Source organism: Fluviibacter sp. (assembly GCF_057744235.1).
The window spans coordinates 1-18,711 of sequence record NZ_JBIJFP010000014.1; the positions used below are offsets into that span (position 1 = coordinate 1).

Here is an 18,711-nt window from a genome sequence, read left to right on the forward strand (position 1 = left end):
AGTTCGCCAGTAAAGATGTGAGTAATGCTTCAGGTACGTCGTGTTTCTTGCTGCTCATGGTGCCTCCGGTCAATACGGCAGTTTCCTGCCAAATGACCGTTTACACAAAATTCAGGACACCCTCCCCCCTCGTATGAAGAGGATCAGGCAATGCAACGTATGTTTAGTGAGATGGAAGAGCAGGGGCGGCGGTTACCTAAAATCTGAGGGCGGCCTGAGATTTAATGCTTACGGTATTCGGTGACTCTGACGTAGAGACTGGGATTTAGGTGCCTTCTACAATTCTTAAGATAGATTGACGGTGTTCATCATGGTAGCGAGCCAGCTCCATAAGCGTATTCAGATTGAGCTTGTTTTTTAAGAAGGTGCGGTACATCTTCACCGTTCTAAGAGATAGGCCCAGCATTTGAGCAACCTCGTTTTGTTGATGCCCTTGGCCGAGCAACAATAAGACTTGCGCCTCTCTCTGGCTGATCGGAATGTCAATAATTTTTTCATTGCCAATCCCTCGGCTAGTGACTTCACTATTTGCATGGGTGGAATCGAATAAGCTAGCAAGCTTATCGCTGACTTGATTTGCAGTGAACGGCTTAAGCATGAAATCTATAGCCCCACCATGCCATGCATCGATAATGTCCGCCTGATGGGCATTGCCACTCATGAAGATAATGGGAAACGCCACATTCATCAGCTTAAGGTTGGTTTGTAGTTCAACCCCTGTCATCCCCGGCATCTGGAAATCCAGGAGAATGCAGGAGGGGATCCCGTCTTCAAATTCAAAGTCATTGAATGCGCTTAAAAATGATTCGGCAGAATCAAAAGTGCGCACGAGATAGTCGCGGGATAGCCAGTCCTGCAATCCCTCACGAATATCTGACTCGTCGTCGACGATAATGACTCTAGCGTTCTTCATGAATGGATGATGCCTTCTCGCGCCAGGGGGATTTTAATTTCAAAAATGGCGCCGCCATAGATGCCATTGGAGGCGGTAATGCCACCCTGGTGTTTGTCCAGAATGGTTTTGCTTAGCCATAAGCCAACCCCTAACCCCTCTTTTTTTGTCGTGTTATAAAGATCGAATAGGGTAGGCAAAAGTGCAGGATTGATACCGGTCCCGCTATCCTCGATCGATAGTTTTGCGAATTCTGTGTCCTGGGAAATGGCTAATCTAATTTCTTTAAGAGTTGATTCGGATTCAGTGATTGAGTCAGTAGCATTGTTGAAGAGATTAATTAAGACCTGCTGAAGTTGGATCTTGTCTCCATAAACAACCGGATTTGATGAGATTGACTTTAGCAATGCAATCCTTTTGGCTTTCAGGGTTGGCTCAATGATTTCAAGAATTTCATGGGTGATCTGCTGTAGGTTTATGGGGTGAAATTCGTCATTACGTGACGTAAAGAGCTGACGTAGATTATTTACAAGATCAGATAATTTACCCAGTTGATCAGAGATTTTATTGAGTGGTATGACAAAGCTTGGGTTTTGGCCTGACTCCAAGAGGTTTCTCTTAACAGTCTCTGTTTGCAGAGCGATGCCTGTAAGCGGCTGACTCAGTTGATGGGCAAGAGAGCTCGCCAGGGAACTAATGCCTATGACACGGTTCGAAGCGATCAAGCCTCGCAAGAGTTGATCCTTTTCTTCAATTGCCCTAGCCAGATCTCTATTGAGGATGTTTGCTTTGTGGGTCCTGGGGTCCATCCAGCTAATCCGGAGGGATTGATAGGCAACGTACCGAAAAATACAAAGGCCGACATAAAACGCATAAAAAGAGGCGATAAGCGTTGTCGGGCCATGCGGCTTAATTGGGGCACCCAAAAAGTAACTTGCAATTCTTGTCAGCGCAAATAACGTGAGACCAATTTCTATGGCGCCGATCCATTTCAGGAATAGATTTTTTGAAATCTCAATGCCAGCGCTGGATTTATAAGCGGCATAGGTGCTTAAAGCTAATCCACACGAAACGATGGCATATAAAAGGGTGGGGAGATTGGGGTCGATAACTATCCGACAGAACTCCATGAATAAGCAATAGGCTGCACACAGCGTTAGCAGCATCACAAATTTTTCAATTCGTACCGCTCGAGTTAGCGCATGGATGCTAAATAGAATGGCTACCTCTGCGCAAAGCCCCATCAGGTTGCTGAAGAAAAATATCACCGGCTGCTGGTAGTCGGCGTTTGTGTTGATCAAGGCGAACAACACCACCATAGGGAGCGTGATCACCTCTGCAAGCAGGAAGAATCTTCCGGATGTATCGATTTGCTCTTTGAAGGAAAAATAAAGAATGCTCGCCGAGCCGACCGTCACAAAGAAGTATAAAACGGACAGGGAGATGAGCGGGTTCATTCGTTGGATAATGCCTTGAGGACAGTTAGGGCAGAGAGATGTCCAGCTTGGCAGCCAGCACACGCCGCTAGAAACCGTCGATTATAAAGATGTTGCATTGATGGAGGAACTGTACCTGGGTACGTAGTACTGATCTCGCGCAACCCATAGGATGTCTACTACCACAATGCTCTAACCTACCAGCATGGGTTGTCTTGGCAGAAATGCAGTGTGCATTAAATCCTACCGTAGTGGTTCTTTGAATTATCAACACCGGGTCTTTGCATAGTTGATTGGAGTTCGATGTGATAAATAGCCTAAACACAAAACTTTTTTTTCTGTCCGCTATATTCATAGTCAACAGTGTTTTTGCTCAATCATGGATTAGTAATGGCACTGATAGTTGGACTCTTGATTCGACAAGCGCTGCTAGCGCAGCGACAGGTAATCAACTTGGAAGCTTTTCCTTAGTTCCAGCCAATCCTTCGACTTCTGTTAATACCATTAATGCTGCGGTTTCCAGCTCAGATGGTACCCAAGGTAGTGGTACTGGGGGAGCTGGAGTCGGTGGTCAGTATTTTATTAATGTCACTGGTTATGGTGGAGGGGCGGGCACTGTAGGATCTAACGGCCCAAATATTAACTTTAGTTCCAGTACGGGGGGTTCAGCAACTATAAATGGAGCTGGATACATTGGTGGATCAATGCAAGACCCTTATCGACCCTCTGGTCCGACGTATACACAAGGACCTGGGGCCGTTATCAGCGTCATAAGCGATGGATCTAGCTCAACCAATGGATACTACACCAGTAGTCCTGTTGGTTACTCTGGAGGAAATGGTGGCAATCTGAATGTGGCAGTGACCGGCGGTACTTTCAATTTATATGGATCACCCACTGGTGTGGTTACCAATATACCGTGGCAACCAAACGCTAGCGCAATTGTCGTGCTTTCAAATGCTGGAACACCCACAGCAATTTATCCATATGGACAGCAACCCAAGGATGCAACGGTTGGTAATGGGGGAAATGGCGGTCAAGTCACTGTCGCTAATAGCGCCAATATCACCATCGGTTCATCAACTGCGCTAATTAATGCTCAATTTAATGGTATTACCGCCGTCTCTAATGGCGCCGCTGGTGCTGTTTGCTGTGGAATGCAGGTTAACAATAGTCCTTCATACCAACTCACCCCTTCTTACTATAACTCTAATACCCTTGCTTTATGGACTGGAGTAAATGGTAATGGTGGCGATGTGAGTGTCCAAAACTCTGGCTCCATCAACAGCTGGGGCGCAAGTAATATGGGGATTGTTGCTGCAAGTATTGGTGGTGCGCCGCAAATAGATCCCTCTCAGCCGGTGGATACCTCCGGATTATGGTTTACACAGGCCCAAGCCTCAGGTGTTGGTGGAAACGTGAATGTTACTAATTCAGGCAATATGAATTTAGTTGGCCAGCATTCATTTGGAATTTTTGCAGTAAGCACTGGTCAACAGATCATCTTACCTCCAACTATGCCTGCTGCTGGCTCTACTGTGTCCCCAGGCAATGTCACCGTTCAAAACACAGCAAATATTGTTGTTGGATCGCCAGGCTCTACCAGCTCTTTAGTGTCAAGTGGAATCTTCGCTTTGAGCTCTCCTGGATGGATGACATCGCCGCTATCAAACATGGCAAATGGCTTTACAACTGCTGGTACTGGTGGGGCTGTGCAGATTACCAATTCTGGAGCAATTTCTGCATACGGAACATCAAGCTATGGAATTGCCGCATTAAGCATTGGTAATAGCGGCATTTTTAGTAATAGTTCTGCGACCTCAAGCAAATACTACATGGGGAATGGAGCATCTGCCAACTCCTTAAATTCTAACGGTGGTTCCGCTAGCGTTAACAATAATAGTGGGGCCATTACTGTCGCTGGCCAAGGTACAGCCGGTATTATCGCCGCTGCAAACGGTGATGGTGGTTTGATTTCCAATTTGGCAAACCCCGTTTATTCCTCTAACGTTATCACCAATCCAAAAACACAAATTCAAACGGCTGACTTAATTGCCGGCACTACTGTTGGCAATAATTCAGGAACCTATACCGCCAATGGTGGCACAACTACGGTAAGCAATTCCGGATCCGTTGTAACTGGTATTGCTGGTGGCGGCGGAGAAACTGCTATTGGTATTCTGGCGCAATCCATTGGTGGTGGTGGAGGTCATGCAGGAGGTGCGTATTCTGTAGCTCAAGTTGGAGATAATGGCGGGGCTGGCGGTGTTGGCGGTAACGTAACCGTAAACAATACAGGCACCGTAAACACATCGAATGATGGCTCCCACGGCATCTTGACTCAATCGATTGGTGGCGGTGGTGGCAATGGTGCTGGTGGGGCTGGTGGGTTTGTTGCTGTCGGCGGAGCCGGTGGTTCTGGTGGTAATGCGGGCGCAGTGAGCGTTACCAACGGCGTAGCTGGCCAACCTATTCAAGGTTATGTTAATACCTACGGTGATTACTCGGCAGGCGTGGTTGCCCACAGCATCGGTGGTGGGGGCGGTAATGGTGGCTACAATAAGGCATATGGTATTTTTAATGCCACCAGCATCGGTGGAACCGGTGGCCAGGGTGGGGTCGGTGGGTCGGTTAATTTTGCTAACTACGGGATGATCGCAACGTCTGGCGATCAATCACAAGGCGTGCTTTTGCAATCTATTGGTGGTGGCGGTGGCGTTGGTGGCGCTGCGAGTAGTTATGCCGCCGGTATTGTTTTTGCCAGTGCAGTAGCGGTTGGCGGAACGGGTGGATCTGGTGGTGCTGGCGGAGCTATTGGTTCCAACTCTACACCTATAATTAATGCTGCCAACATCTCTACAAATGGCAACGATGCGATTGGCGTTCTGGCGCAAAGCATTGGCGGCGGCGGCGGTAATGCCGGCAGTTCTTTAGCTAAATCTATAGCGGCATCTCCTGATCCGGAACTTCCAGCCATTGCATTTACATCCTCTATTGGTGGCTCAGGGGGCGTAACCGGGAACGGAGGTAGTGTGTATTTCCAAAACAGCGGAAATATTAATACTATTGGCACCAACTCTCACGCAATAGCCCTCCAATCCATTGGCGGTGGCGGCGGTAATGGTGGAGATGCCAGTGCTGGAGCCAGTACCGTTGGAATACCTGAAGTCAGTATTGAGCTTGCAGTCGGTGTTGGCGGATCTAGCTCTGCTTCTGGTGATGGCGGTACAGTGTCCGTTGCGAATCTAATAAATTCTTCAATTAGTACTTATGGCCATAATGCAAGTGGCATTCTTGTGCAGAGCATTGGCGGCGGCGGTGGGATTAGCGGCATTGGTAATAGCACGCAACCAGGAGGTGCTGGCGGTGAAATTACAATTACCCCATCGATTGGCGTTGGCGGTAATGGTGGTGGTGGAGGGGCAGGTGGCACCGTTAACATAACTAGTGTTGGCGGTTTTACTACCTATGGAACAAACAGTTCCGCAATCACAGCGCAATCTATTGGTGGCGGTGGCGGAGTCGGCGGAAACGCTGGTGTGCTCGGAACCTCCGGAAGTATTGATGCCAATATCGCTGTTGGAGGTAACGGTGGCAGTGGCGGTAATGCGGGCTCAGTAACTGTTACCAATAGTGGAAACATTAGTACTGGCGCTTCAATTGTGTTTCCTAGTAATAACAATATTGCAATTGGTGGAGATTCGCATGGGATCGTTGCGCAATCCATCTCAGGGGGCGGTGGTATGGGTGGCAGTTCTGACCCAACTGCAAATCTGATTAGTAGTCCGTTTGCGGTTGTTGGCACATCGATCGACGCCATCTTAACGTGGAAGAATATATATAAATACTTCTCTGCAAGTAGCACCACCCCTCCTATGAGTTATGTTGCGACGGTGGGTGTTGGTGGAACGGGTGGTGCAGGGGGAACGGCTGGTGTGGTGGATGTGACTAACTCTGGGAATATACAAACCCTAGGACATCGATCCTTTGGCATCCTTGCTCAATCGATCGGTGGCGGTGGTGGTACCGGTGGCTCTGTTATGAGCGGTAGTTCTGCTGTGGGCTCTTCTCTTTCAGGGGGCATTGGCCTTGGGGTGCTTAAGGGATTAACTTTTGAAGCTGGGGTTAATGTTGGTGGTAGTGGTGGCACTTCTAGTACGGGTAATACCGTAAACATTACGCAATCAGGAAGTATTGTTACAGCGGGATATGGTTCTCACGGTGTTGTAGCTCAAAGTATTGGCGGTGGTGGTGGTATTGGGGCCGATGGATCTATTGCTGCCAATACTGGTTTTACTGGTTCTGCATCAGTGCATGGTGGGGTGAGTGGCGGATTTAACCTTGCCCTTGGAACCACATCTTCACAGCCTGCCATTGGTTCTGGAGGTACCGTTAATTATGGAAATGGAAGCTCTTCTTCCGCTTCAATTACAACCTATGGCGATAACGCAGTTGGACTCCTTGCCCAATCAATCGGCGGCGGAGGTGGTATTGCTTCTGGAGGCTGTACAAACAATGGCCTGAGCGCTAGCGCAAGTGCTTGCTTTACTAATACAGCCATGACTCCGGGCACTACAACACCAATTAGTTTTATTAACGGGGGGCAATCTATGGCCCTGTCAATTAATCCCTCGCCAGGCTCATCTACCTTTGCATCAAATGGGGGTTCAGTCACCGTCAATTCCAATGACACGATCAATATTAACGGCTCAGGATCGATTGGTATTGCAGCTCAAAGTATTGGTGGCGGAGGAGGTCTTATTCTAGCTAATGCGGCAAATATTTCGAGTGCTACATTACCGCTAGCGGGAACTTCAAATGGTACTGGAGGGGCTAATGTTATTGTGAACGCTAACGGTAACATCAACCTAAATCAAAGTGCCCAGGGCGCCATCGGAATTTTGGCGCAATCTATTGGTGGCGGAGGCGGCTACCTGGGTGATCCCAATGCTTTTAACCCCATGTCGGTTACCAGCTATTCATCACCGTTAATTAACACAGGAACAAATATAAATACTGCTGCCGGAGGGGGATACGTCGGCCCTACGGTGAATGGCAACATAACTATGTATGGGCCCAACCAAATTGGCGTAGTCGCCCAGTCTATAGGTGGGGGTGGTGGTATTGCCTCTGTAAATGGGGCCACCACTACGCAAAATACTTCTGCCGGCTCAGGCACAGTGGCGGGCTCAGGCAATCAAGTATTTGTGACAGTAAATGGATCTATTATTGATAATGGAAATAAAGGTGGTACGGTAGGCATTTTTGCGCAGAGTTCTGGTAATGCTGAGAGCACTTATGGTAGAGACATTATTACCGTACTTGTTTTTGGGGCAATAAAGGCGAATACTGGGATTATAATTTCTGGTGGTTCGAATACTTCATCTACGCCCAACAATTTATATCTTGGACAAAATGCTTCCATTACAGTACCCAGTGGTAACAATGCAATTGTTGCTACCGATGGTTTTGCCGTGCTTAATAACAATGGATATATTTCTGGGGGCTTAGCACTTGGTCCTGGAGGCTCGATAATTAACATCGGAACTACAAATGCTACTGGAGACATTACGACATCCAACAACAGCTTTAAAAATTACGGCAAGGTGTACGTAGCCGGTGTTGGCGCTATCGGTGAAACTGATATCTACGGTTCTTACAAACACTTTTCAACAGGTAGGACGTATTTTGATGTCAATACCACTTCAGGTTCAAACGATTTTGTGAAGATCGTGGCTGATAGTGTGAGTGCAGGGACCATGTTGCAAGGCGGTAGTTTTCAGATGAATCGCGTGGATAGCAACATACTCCCTACAAAGGGATCAACAAACTTAGTTCTGACTGCTCAAGGTGGATACCTGGCTAGTGCAGATGGTGTGAATGCAACACCCATTTCGATAAGTGACACTTCCCCATTGGTGACTTGGAGCTTGCAACAGAACGGGAATAATTTGTCAGCCCAGTATCAGGGGTTAAATGCCTCTCCAGCAGGATATTCATTTAACAAAAACCAGCAGAACTTCCTTAATTACGTTGTTAATGGGTACAACGCGGGTGATGCAGGGGTTAATAATGCACTCGGCAGCCTCGTTTCGAATGGGGCTGCGGCCAATCTCAATGGTGCATTGAATACGCTAAATGGTGCTGCCCAAACCATTCAGTCGCAAACGATTGTAATGACCGGTAATGCCATGTTGGGCAATGCGTTGAGTTGTCCTACCTTTGAACAAAACGGCACAATTTATGGCGAAACGGAATGCGTTTGGGGTAAGTTCAATGGCGGTCAGATGCGTCAGGCGTACTCGGATAACAACGTTGGCTATCGTGTCAACGACAACACTTTTTCACTCGGTACGCAGTTGAGAATAGCATCCGACACCTTTTTTGGGGCGTCAGCACGTTTTGGCCAAACCAATTCTTCCTCAACCAACTTTGGCGCAACGGCTAATGTGGGTGATGTGTCTCTAGGCATTAAAAAAATCGTTGGTGACTACTACTTAGGTGTATCAGGCGCTTTTGGCGTAGCAAGCCAGTCCAATAATCGGTACACCACCGACTTCTTTACAGGGCAGGGCTACAACATGACCTCTCACAGCAATGCCTATTACGGCGGGGTGAGAGCAAGAAACGCCTATCAGTTTAATCTGCCGCGAAACACCTATATCAAACCCTATCTGGATCTGGACGGTCTGTGGATTCATACGCCATCGTATCAAGAGAACGGATCTGCACAAGGTGTGCCGCTTCAGTACAACACCCAGAACAGCTTTAACTTTATGGCCTCACCGATGGTTGAAGTAGGCGGCAGGATCAATCTCGAATCCAAGAAAGATGCCTGGATCCGTCCTTTCGTGTCGGCTGGTGCTATGTTTATCACCAACAACACAACCAATATTGCGGCATCGATTGTCGGCGCCAATAGCGGCACCTATCAGATTAGTGCGCAAGCACCTAGTGCATTGTTTAATGCCAATGCGGGCATTCAGGTATTTAGTGGCGAAAAGGTCGATGTGAAGCTTGAATACAGTGCGCAAGCCGGCCAGGGATTCGTCGGCCAGAACGGCACTGCCAAGGTAAATTACAGATTCTAGGTGCAGTCTTCGGTATCAAGTGAGCTGTTTGGTAACTTCCCATGCAACAAAAAACCGCCTCATGGGCGGTTAGATGTTTTTGCTGATTTCCTGACGGGGCCACTACATAAAGCTAAGAGTAGTGGTGGGTCGTGAGTGACTCGAACACTCGACCTACGGATTAAGAGTCCGCTGCTCTACCAACTGAGCTAACGACCCCCGGCACAACTTTCTTCGTAATACTTGGTGGGTTGGGTGGGATTCGAACCCACGACCAACGGATTAAAAGTCCGCTGCTCTACCGACTGAGCTACCAACCCCCAGGGCACCACGAAGAGGCAAGATTATAGTGTTTAAGAAGTTGTTCGTCAATTTGTCGCTATGGCATACAATGACATCTTTATTTGTCCTAGACAAAACAAGTGTTAAACAGAAAGACTGGCCTCATGACTAACCCGAATGCGCATCCTTTTCCCGTTTCGCCAGATTGGTGTGGGCTTGATGAGACGGCTACTAGAGCCCGTTTGGCGGCTTACTTCACGGAGTGCATGGATCGTTACGAGTCGCTCTTTGGCTGTCTGGCTTCGGACAAGGCATATTACGAGAAGCCGATTACGCTTCGTCACCCGCTAATTTTTTATTATGGTCACACCGCAACGTTTTTTGTGAACAAGTTGCTTTTGGCCAAGCTCATTGACACCCGCATCAATCCTGCATTCGAAGCTATGTTCGCCGTTGGTGTTGATGAGATGAGTTGGGATGACCTGAACGACGCGCACTATGATTGGCCAGCGGTGAGTGACGTGCGTGCCTATCGTGATGTCGTGCGCAACTTGGTCCTACGAGTCATTCAAGAGTCGCCGTGGCAAGGTCCTATGAGTTGGGACAATCCCTGGTGGGCCATCGTCATGGGCATCGAACATGAATTGATTCACCTTGAAACCTCGTCTGTGTTGATACGCCAACATCAGCTAGACCATGTGGTCACTCAGCCGGATTGGCGGCCGGGTGCGCTGTCGACCAAGCCTTTGGCGAATGTGCCGTTGAATAGTCTGGTATCCGTGGACGGTGGCGAAGTTGTGATTGGTAAAGGTAGCCCGCACCAGGATGCACACCAGTATGGTTGGGATAACGAGTACGGTGAGCATCGTTCTGAGGTACCGGCCTTTCAGGCAAGCCGAATGCTGGTGTCCAACGCTGAATATCTGGCCTTTGTGAGTGCTGGCGCTTACATGCATGATCGATTCTGGAGTGAAGAAGGGTTGGGCTGGCGTACGTTTGTTAACGCGGTTAACCCGAGCTTCTGGATTCAGAGGGATGGTGCCTGGTGGTTACGGCTGATGTGTGAGGAAGTGCCGATGCCATGGGATTGGCCGGTGGAGGTGAATTGCCATGAGGCAGAAGCCTTCTGCCGCTGGAAGGCCGCCGAAACCGGCTTGCCGGTTCGGTTGCCCACGGAAGACGAGTGGTACCGGCTGTATGACGTCGCGCAAATTCATACCGAGACACCTGCTCAGCGACGGCTGGCAGGTGGTTGTAGCGCGGCGCCTGTGGACCAGTTTGCTCATGGTGATTTTTACGATGTTGTAGGTAATGCGTGGCAATGGACCTGTACGCCGATTTATCCTTTTGCTGGTTTCGAAGCCCATCCGCTCTACGATGATTTTTCAATACCGACCTTTGATGAGCGCCACAATCTGATCAAAGGGGGCAGCTGGATTTCCTGCGGCAATGAGGCATTGCGCGAGTCGCGTTATGCGTTCCGCCGGCATTTCTTCCAGCACGCGGGGTTCCGTTATGTGGTCGGCGAAGCACCGTTATTGCCGCAGGTATCGCGCTATGAAGATGATGCCTTGCTAGCCCAGTATGCCGAGTTTCATTTTGGGGCCTCCTATTTTGATGTCCCTAATTTCCCCGAGCGGGTGGCGCAAATTGCGCTGGCGGTTTCACAAGGACGGCCGCGTGGTCGGGCACTGGATATCGGTTGTGCCGTAGGGCGGAGTAGTTTTGCGCTGGCACAGGGTGGCTTCGAATCAGTCTCCGGTGTTGATTTCTCTGCGCGCTTTATCAACTTGGCGGATGCTTTGGTGCATGATGGCCTGGTGCGGTACGCGCTGACGGATGAGGGCGAACTGCAGTCTTTCCGTGAGGTGTCGCTGGCGGCAATGGGCTACGCCGAGAGTGCTCATCGAGTATCCTTCTGGCAGGGCGATGCTTGCAATCTGAAGAGCGCCCTGACGGGCTTTGATCTGGTGCTGGCCGCAAATCTGATTGATCGCTTGTATGACCCGAAAAAGTTTTTGGCAGAGATCGGGCAGCGCATCGTCTCGGGAGGCGTGCTGGTGCTGACGTCGCCGTATACTTGGCTCAATGAACATACACCGCGGGATCGTTGGCTGGGTGGTTTTAAACAGGGGGGCGAGCGTTATACGACGCTCGATGCATTACATGAATTACTGGCCAAAGATTTCATGCCCATCGGTGAACCGCAGGACGTGCCTTTTGTGATCCGTGAAACGGCACGTAAGTTCCAGCATACGGTGGCGCAACTCACTTGCTGGGAGCGACGCTGAGTCAGGCCTGGCTGACGTAGGGCGTCGGATCCGGGATGCCGGCAGCGGCAAAGCCTTCGGCACGCAGGGCGCAGGAGTCGCAGTGGCCGCAGGCGCGGCCTTCCGGCGTCGCTTGGTAACATGAAACGGTCAGACTGTAGTCCACGCCCAGTGCGGTACCGGTACGAATGATCTCGGCTTTGCTCATGTCAATCAGGGGTGCATGAATGCGGAAGCGGGTGCCTTCCACGCCAGCCTTGGTGGCCAGATTGGCCATCTGTTCAAAGGCGGCGATGTACTCGGGGCGACAATCCGGATAACCGGAGTAATCGACGGCGTTGACTCCGAGAAAGATGTCACGGCTTTGCAGTGTTTCGGCCAGGGCCAGGGCCAGCGACAGCATCACCGTGTTGCGCGCCGGGACGTAGGTGCTGGGAATGCCCGCTTGGCTATGTGCTTTCGGAACATCCATCGAAAGGTCGGTGAGTGCGGAACCACCAAACTGGTTCATGTCCACATGCACCACGCGATGCGTTAATGCGCCCAGCACTTTGGCCTGACGCAGCGAGGCGTCGAGTTCGGCGCGATGGCGCTGGCCGTAATCAAAGGCGATGGCATGACAGGCAAAGCCCTGATCCCCGGCAATGGCCAGCGTGGTGGCCGAGTCGAGCCCCCCGGATAGAAGCACCACAGCCGGCGGCGCAATGAGATCGTTACTTGCCACGGGCGTCGCTCCACAGGAGTTTGTGCATCTGAATCTGAAAACGGACCGGCAGGCCTTCCGCCAGAATCCAGTCGGCGAGATCGGTGGGGTTGAGCTGGCCGGCAACCGGTGACAGCACCACGTCACAGCGGTTGGTTAATCCGTGCGTGCGGATCATCTCGGCGGCCCAGTCAAAGTCGGCCCGCGAGGCCAGAACAACTTTAACTTCGTCGGTGGCACGCAGATCGGCAATATTGCTGAGGCGGTTACGCTCGCACTCACCGGAACCGGGCGCTTTCAGATCCATGATCCGCGCCACGCGGGAGTCCGTTGACTGGATATCCAGCGCGCCGGAGGTTTCTAGGCAGACGTCATAACCGGCATCACACAAAGCCGTCAGGAGCGGATGACAGTTCTTTTGGGCCAGGGGTTCGCCGCCAGTCACGCAGACGTAGCGCGTTGGGTATTTGGCCACTTCTGCCAGCACGGCATCAATGTCGGTGAGGGTGCCGCCAGTGAACGCGTATTCGGTGTCGCACCAGGTACAGCGCAGCGGGCAGCCGGTCAGTCGTATGAATACCGTGGGTAAACCAGAACGTGCCGCTTCACCCTGCAGTGAAAAAAATATTTCGGTCAGGCGAACCGTTGTTTCACGATTCGCGTCACGCTGATCCGCCATGCCCGTTTATTTCTTCAGTTGCTGTTTTGCAGCACCGGCAGCCTTGGACTCCGGGTATCTGGCCACCAGATCCTTCAGCGTCTTTTGCGACTCGGCTTTCTGGCCCAGCTCAGCCTGGCAGTTGGCGATATTCGCCATCGCATCCGGTGCCCGCGTATTCTTCGGCCATTTCGCCAGCAGCTTCTGCTGCGAACTAATCACTTGCTTGCACTCGCCAAGGGCGTAATAACTGTTACCCAGCCAGAACTGCGCTGCAGGAGCCTGTTCGCTGTCACCAAAGTTCTTGCCGAACTTGTCGAAGGCGGCAGCCGCGTCCTTGTATTTGCCGGCCTTGAACAAGCCCAGCGCTGCCTCATAGGCTTTCAGGGCGGCAGCCGGATCATCGGCAGCGGGCTTGCTATCGGCCTTGGCGTCCGCTTTATTCTCTGATTTGGTCTCGGCCTTGCTGTCGGTCTTCAGGTCAGCTTTGTCAGCCAGCTTGCTGTCAGGGACGACAGCTGCCGGTTTGGCAACGGCTTTGCCTTTACCTGCTTCGATGCTCTGCAGACGATTATCCAGATCCAGATAGAAATCCTTCTGGCGTTTGTCCAGCTCACCGATCTGGTTCACGAGCACCTCGATCTGTCCGCGCAGCTCGGCCACCTCACGGTTGAGTTGGTCAATCTGACGCGTCTGATCGATCAGTGTCTGACTGGTCGTTTTCTGAAGATCGCTTACTTGTTTGCGGGCGACATCATCGTCAAACAGACCTGCCTGCGCCGGCAATGCACACAGCAAACCGGCGGCGGCCAGCGCCGCCGGAAGAGACCGCATCATGATTAGTATTCGCCGTTGTAGAGCATGTCGGCGCGACGGTTCTCGGCCCAGGCGGCTTCGTTATCACCTAGGGCCTTCGGTTTTTCCTTGCCCAGGCTCACGGATTCGATCTGCGATTCCGGTGCGCCCATCAGGACGAGCTGCTTCTTCACGGCATCGGCACGGCGTTGACCCAGAGCCAGGTTGTATTCACGGCTACCGCGATCATCGGTGTTACCCTGAATCAGAACGCGGGCGTTCGGTTCGGAAGCGATGAACTTGGCATGTGCCTGGAGCTGGTTCTTGTACTCACCCTTGACGTCGTACTGGTCGTAGTCAAAGAACACGCTACGCTTGGACAGCGGGCTGTTCGGATCGCGCAGTTTGGCCAGGGCGGCAGCCGACAGTTTCGGGATACCCGAGGTGCCGGTGGCATCCACCGTTGCTAGGTCCGAGCTGTTGTCCGGGGTCGAGCTACAGGCGGTCAGCAGGGCCACTGCTAGCGCAGGCACCAGGCGGATGAATTGTTTGCGGGAGATGGTTTGCATGAGTTGCTCCGAAAGGTTTTCAGAATTGTAAGCGATTAAGCCCTTGAGACAGAAGCATTTTCCATGCCGAGGCTTAATAGTTGATTAGCGATTGGGCCCCCAGGCCGGTTCGCGGGCATCGCCATTGACGGCCGAAAGGCGCTGGCGAATCTGTCCGTCGGCCGAAACAGCCGCCAGAACACCGCGCCCTCCCAGGATGGTGGCGTACAGAATCATTTGGCCGTTGGGGGCGAATGTCGGTGATTCATCACGCTGGGAATCGGTCAGCACGGTAACCTGGCGTGTGGCCAGATCCAGCGTGGCGACACGGAAGCCGCCATCCCGACGAGTGATGAATGCCAGGGAGCGACCATCTGGCGAGGGGCGGCCCGAGACGTTGTAGTTGCCATCAAAGGTCACGCGCTGGGCGCTGCCCCCATTGGCCGGCATGCGGTAGATCTGGGGGCTGCCGCCCCGATCCGAAGTGAAATAGATCCATTGACCATCACGCGAGAAAGACGGCTCGGTATCAATACCGGAGGTGTTGGTGATACGCGTTGCCTGACCGGTGGTCAGTGCAATGCTGTACAACTGAGTGCCGCCCTCGCGGGAGAGAGCTACCACCAGGCGGCTGCCATCGGGCGACCAGGCCGGAGCGGAGTTCGAGCCACGGAAGCTGGCGACGGCACGACGCGCGCCGGTTTTGAGCGTCTGCTCAAAAATGACGGGTTTGCTCTTCTCGAAAGACACATAGGCCAGCTTGCTGCCATCGGGCGACCAGGCCGGCGAGATAATCGGCTGGTTGTATTTGAAGACGGGCACCGGATTCTGCCCATCGGCATCGGCCACAATCAGCTGGTATTGGGCTGCAGGGCCATTACCTTGTTTCAGCACATAGGCGATCCGCGACGAGAAGTAGCCGGGCTGACCGGTCAGCTTCTGGTAGATAAAGTCGGCGACTTTGTGACCGGCCAGGCGGGCGCTATTGCCCGGCACGGTGACGACGGTGTTGCCCAGTGTGCCGCGCTTCACGATGTCGGCCACGCGCACACGCACTTCAATCTGGCCGCCAGGGCGGGCTGCGCTGGCCGTCGCCAGCGCATCGGCACCACGGGTGCGCCAGGTATTGAAATCGACGGCGCTGTTTTCTTCGGCGACCAGCGTATCGGTGTTGACGATGTTGAAGAGACCCGTACTGGCCAAGTCATTGCGCACAACGGTGGCAATTTCTTTGCCTAGCCCTTCGTCGCCGCCGAAATTAGGGACGGCCACCGGAATGCGTTGCATACCGGCACCAACCACTTCAATGTTCAGCTGCGCGCTGACCGGGGCGGCCAGGGCGATCAGAGAGACCAGGGCCAGGGCGGCGCGGGTTTTTCGGGAGAAGAAAGTAAGCAGATTCATGGCGGGATTATAAGCGGTAGGGTCTGCGGATCAGGTGGGGGGTTTCTCGAAGGGCAGATAGGTGATGTCGATCACCCGATCCGGGGATCGTCCTTCAGGGACCGGAAGCGGGGAAGATTTACGGATGGCGCGTTCAACGGCCGTGTCCAGCTGTTGGTTGCCGCTTGATTTGATGAGCCGTACATCAATGACCTCACCCGAGGGCAACTGCGTCACGCGGAAGACCGCGGCCGGATTGCCCTGCACATTGGGTGGCAGGATGACGTTGCCACGGATTTTGGTTTTGAGCTTCGACAGATAGCTGCGGTCATCGCCTTTAGCGCGTTCAGCCCCCGCCGCTTTGGCTTCAGCACCGGCCTGGGCGCGCATCGCCGCCTCGCGCTGGGCGCGCGCATCCGCTGTGGCCGCAGCCTGCTGCTTTTGTGCCGCTTGCTGTTTCTGGGCGGCCAGCTTCTGCTCTTCGCGTTTCAGCTCTTCCAGAAAGTCATCCTGCGCCTTTTTGCGATTGTCTTTCGGGTCGGGCTTTTTCTTATCGTCCTTGGTGTCTTTGGTATCGGGCTTCTTTTTGTCGTCTTGTTTCTTGTCGTCCTTCACATCCTTGGACTTCGGATCTTTCTCGGTTTTCTTTTCCTGCTTGATGGCGATGTCGGCCTTCGGGTTGGCCGGCGTTTTGGCGGGCTCTGGTTTAGGCTGAGGCTTGGGTGGCGCTGGTTCGGGTTTCGGTTGGGGCTTAGGCTCAGGCTTGGGAGTGGGCTTCGGTTCAGGTTTGGGCGGTTCGGGCTGAGGCTTCGGTAGTTCTGGCTCAGGTTTCGGTGCCGGGTCACCGAAGGTCTGTGCTTCGCGCTGCGCCGCTGCGGTGGCTGCGGCCAGTTCTTGTGGCGTCCAAATCTCGGCCTGCATGGCTTCTGGCGCTTTGTTTTTCCAATCAATGCTGATGATGATGAATAGCACCAGCAGCAGGTGCATGGCAATCGTCAGAATCAACGCCCGGCGTTCGCGAAGCTTTTCCTCGCCAACACGGTCGAGCGATATCACGCCCTCACCGGCAAGGCGATGACCGTACCAGAGCGATTTAAGCCGCGATAGAAAATCAGGCAAAGACAATCAACGGCTCCGCTTACTTGCCCGTGGGTGCGACAAGCAGGCCCACGCGCTTGATCTGCGCGCGTTGCAGTTGGTCCATCACCTGCAGCACGGCTTCGTACGGCACATTTTTGGCACCGGCTATCAGTACCGGGGTGTCCGGGTTGCCTTTTTGCATGGTGAGCAACTGGTTGGTGAGCTGATCCAGCGAAACGGCCTGCTCCTTGCCGTTGCTGCCGCGATCGACAATGGCCAAGCTACGGTCTTCGCGAACCGTCACTTCAATCGGGGCGGCAGGCGGCGTCGCGGCGGTCCCCACCGTGGGCAGGTCAATATTGCCTGTCGGCATCATCGGTGCCGTGACCATAAAGATCACAAGCAACACCAGCATGACGTCAATGTAGGGAACGACGTTGATTTCGTTTTTGAGTTTACGGCGGTTACGCATTGCGCGGCACCCTTACTTCATCTGACGCTGGAGGATGTTCGAAAACTCTTCCATAAAGGACTCGAAGTGCGAGGCCAGACGGTCGATGTCATATGAGAAGCGGTTGTAGGCCACCACGGCCGGAATGGCAGCAAACAGACCAATCGCGGTGGCGACCAGGGCTTCGGCAATACCGGGGGCGACGGACGACAGGGTTGCCTGCCCGACGTTAGCTAGACCACGGAAGGCATGCATGATGCCCCAGACGGTGCCAAACAGGCCGACATAAGGCGACACTGAACCGGTCGAGGCCAGAAACGCCAGGTGCGATTCAATGCGGTCGAGTTCGCGCTGGTAGGTGGCGCGCATGGCGCGGCGTGAACCGTCCAGAATGTCTTTGGGTTCCAGGGTGTGCTGGTCACGCAGTTTATTGAACTCACGGAGACCCGATTCGAAAATACGCTCTAGGCTGCCGGCGTTGTGTCGGTCATTGAGTGCGGCCTGATAAAGATCATTCAGGCTGCTGCCGGACCAGAACGATTGTTCGAACTGATTCGTTTTTTGTTTTTCGGCGCGTACTGTCATCCATTTCAGGAAGATGTAGTACCACGACATGAAGGACACAATGAGTAGCAGGAGCATGATGCCCTGAACGACGGGCCCGGCATTGAATACCAGGCTGAGGATGGACATGTCTTGGGAGGGAGGAGTCATGATGCGTCGCTAGGTTGTAGTTGGCTGTGTAGCCAGTCAGGAATAGAAACGGGTCGGAGGGTCTTGAGGTTGACACAGGCGAGCTTGACGCCGCCGGTGACGAGTGTTTCGCGGGTACCGTCTGCGTTGAGACGATCGACCCACTGCTCGAACTGCATTTGAGCTCTGCCCAGGTGCGTGAGTTTCAGCCCGGCTTCGAGGCTGTCATCCAGTCGGGCCGGCCGTTTGTAATCGGCGTGTACCGATTTGACGACGAATACGATATCGGCGGCGGCCAGGAGATCGGTCTGATTATGGCCGAGCGAACGCAGCCATTCTGTTCGGCAGCGCTCGAAAAACTTGAGGTAGTTGGCGTAATACACCACACCACCGGCATCGGTGTCTTCGTAATATATGCGGACCGGATGATGAAAGCGCATCATGTCAGAG

13 protein-coding genes and 2 tRNA genes are annotated in these 18,711 nt (G+C 52.8%); 2 read left to right on the top strand and 13 right to left on the bottom strand.

Translation table 11 applies throughout. The features are described from left to right. Positions 1-265 precede the first annotated feature (265 nt). Complete coding sequence (locus tag AC3GOJ_RS07625) at positions 266-913, bottom strand: response regulator transcription factor (RefSeq protein WP_488236869.1); 648 nt, start codon at positions 911-913, stop codon at positions 266-268. Then, positions 910-2,349, bottom strand: coding sequence for a sensor histidine kinase (locus AC3GOJ_RS07630; RefSeq protein WP_488236870.1), 1,440 nt, complete (start codon positions 2,347-2,349; stop codon positions 910-912). The genes AC3GOJ_RS07625 and AC3GOJ_RS07630 overlap by 4 nt, the downstream gene beginning before the upstream one ends. Positions 2,350-3,032: 683 nt before the next feature. Here AC3GOJ_RS07630 and AC3GOJ_RS07635 point away from each other — a divergent pair. Continuing rightward, positions 3,033-9,419 (top strand): hypothetical protein, encoded by a 6,387-nt coding sequence (locus AC3GOJ_RS07635; protein ID WP_488236871.1) that lies wholly within the window; start codon positions 3,033-3,035, stop codon positions 9,417-9,419. A gap of 122 nt (positions 9,420-9,541) precedes the next feature. Here the strand turns inward: AC3GOJ_RS07635 and AC3GOJ_RS07640 are convergent. Further along, positions 9,542-9,617: transfer RNA gene (locus AC3GOJ_RS07640), tRNA-Lys, on the bottom strand. A gap of 25 nt (positions 9,618-9,642) precedes the next feature. Continuing rightward, a tRNA-Lys gene (locus tag AC3GOJ_RS07645) sits at positions 9,643-9,718 on the bottom strand. Positions 9,719-9,844: 126 nt separating this feature from the next. Between AC3GOJ_RS07645 and ovoA the strand changes: the two genes are divergently transcribed. Further along, on the top strand, positions 9,845-11,971 hold the full coding sequence (ovoA, locus tag AC3GOJ_RS07650; RefSeq protein WP_488236872.1) for a 5-histidylcysteine sulfoxide synthase: 2,127 nt from the start codon (positions 9,845-9,847) through the stop codon (positions 11,969-11,971). Position 11,972: 1 nt separating this feature from the next. On the opposite strand, the gene queC is transcribed toward ovoA, so the two are convergent. From queC to ybgC, 9 genes are all read right to left on the bottom strand, one after another. Beyond that, positions 11,973-12,674, bottom strand: coding sequence for a 7-cyano-7-deazaguanine synthase QueC (gene queC / locus AC3GOJ_RS07655; protein ID WP_488236873.1), 702 nt, complete (start codon positions 12,672-12,674; stop codon positions 11,973-11,975). Then, positions 12,664-13,332: a 7-carboxy-7-deazaguanine synthase QueE gene (gene queE, locus AC3GOJ_RS07660; RefSeq protein ID WP_488236874.1), complete on the bottom strand. Its 669-nt coding sequence runs from the start codon at positions 13,330-13,332 to the stop codon at positions 12,664-12,666. Before queE ends, queC begins: the two co-directional genes overlap by 11 nt. Before the next feature lie 6 nt (positions 13,333-13,338). Beyond that, on the bottom strand, positions 13,339-14,148 hold the full coding sequence (gene ybgF / locus AC3GOJ_RS07665; protein WP_488236875.1) for a tol-pal system protein YbgF: 810 nt from the start codon (positions 14,146-14,148) through the stop codon (positions 13,339-13,341). Between the two features lie 2 nt (positions 14,149-14,150). Beyond that, positions 14,151-14,675, bottom strand: coding sequence for a peptidoglycan-associated lipoprotein Pal (pal, locus tag AC3GOJ_RS07670; protein ID WP_488236876.1), 525 nt, complete (start codon positions 14,673-14,675; stop codon positions 14,151-14,153). A gap of 84 nt (positions 14,676-14,759) precedes the next feature. Beyond that, the gene (gene tolB / locus AC3GOJ_RS07675) at positions 14,760-16,058 is read right to left on the bottom strand and encodes a Tol-Pal system beta propeller repeat protein TolB (RefSeq protein ID WP_488236877.1); all 1,299 of its coding nucleotides are present in this window, start codon (positions 16,056-16,058) and stop codon (positions 14,760-14,762) included. 30 nt (positions 16,059-16,088) lie between these two features. Further along, positions 16,089-17,162, bottom strand: a complete 1,074-nt coding sequence (gene tolA, locus AC3GOJ_RS07680) for a cell envelope integrity protein TolA (RefSeq protein WP_488236878.1) — start codon at positions 17,160-17,162, stop codon at positions 16,089-16,091. A 13-nt stretch (positions 17,163-17,175) separates the two neighbouring features. After that, positions 17,176-17,589 (bottom strand): protein TolR, encoded by a 414-nt coding sequence (tolR, locus tag AC3GOJ_RS07685; protein ID WP_488236879.1) that lies wholly within the window; start codon positions 17,587-17,589, stop codon positions 17,176-17,178. A 12-nt stretch (positions 17,590-17,601) separates the two neighbouring features. Continuing rightward, complete coding sequence (gene tolQ, locus AC3GOJ_RS07690; protein WP_488236880.1) at positions 17,602-18,282, bottom strand: protein TolQ; 681 nt, start codon at positions 18,280-18,282, stop codon at positions 17,602-17,604. Beyond that, positions 18,279-18,704, bottom strand: a complete 426-nt coding sequence (gene ybgC, locus AC3GOJ_RS07695; RefSeq protein WP_488236881.1) for a tol-pal system-associated acyl-CoA thioesterase — start codon at positions 18,702-18,704, stop codon at positions 18,279-18,281. The genes tolQ and ybgC overlap by 4 nt, the downstream gene beginning before the upstream one ends. Positions 18,705-18,711: the final 7 nt, after the last annotated feature.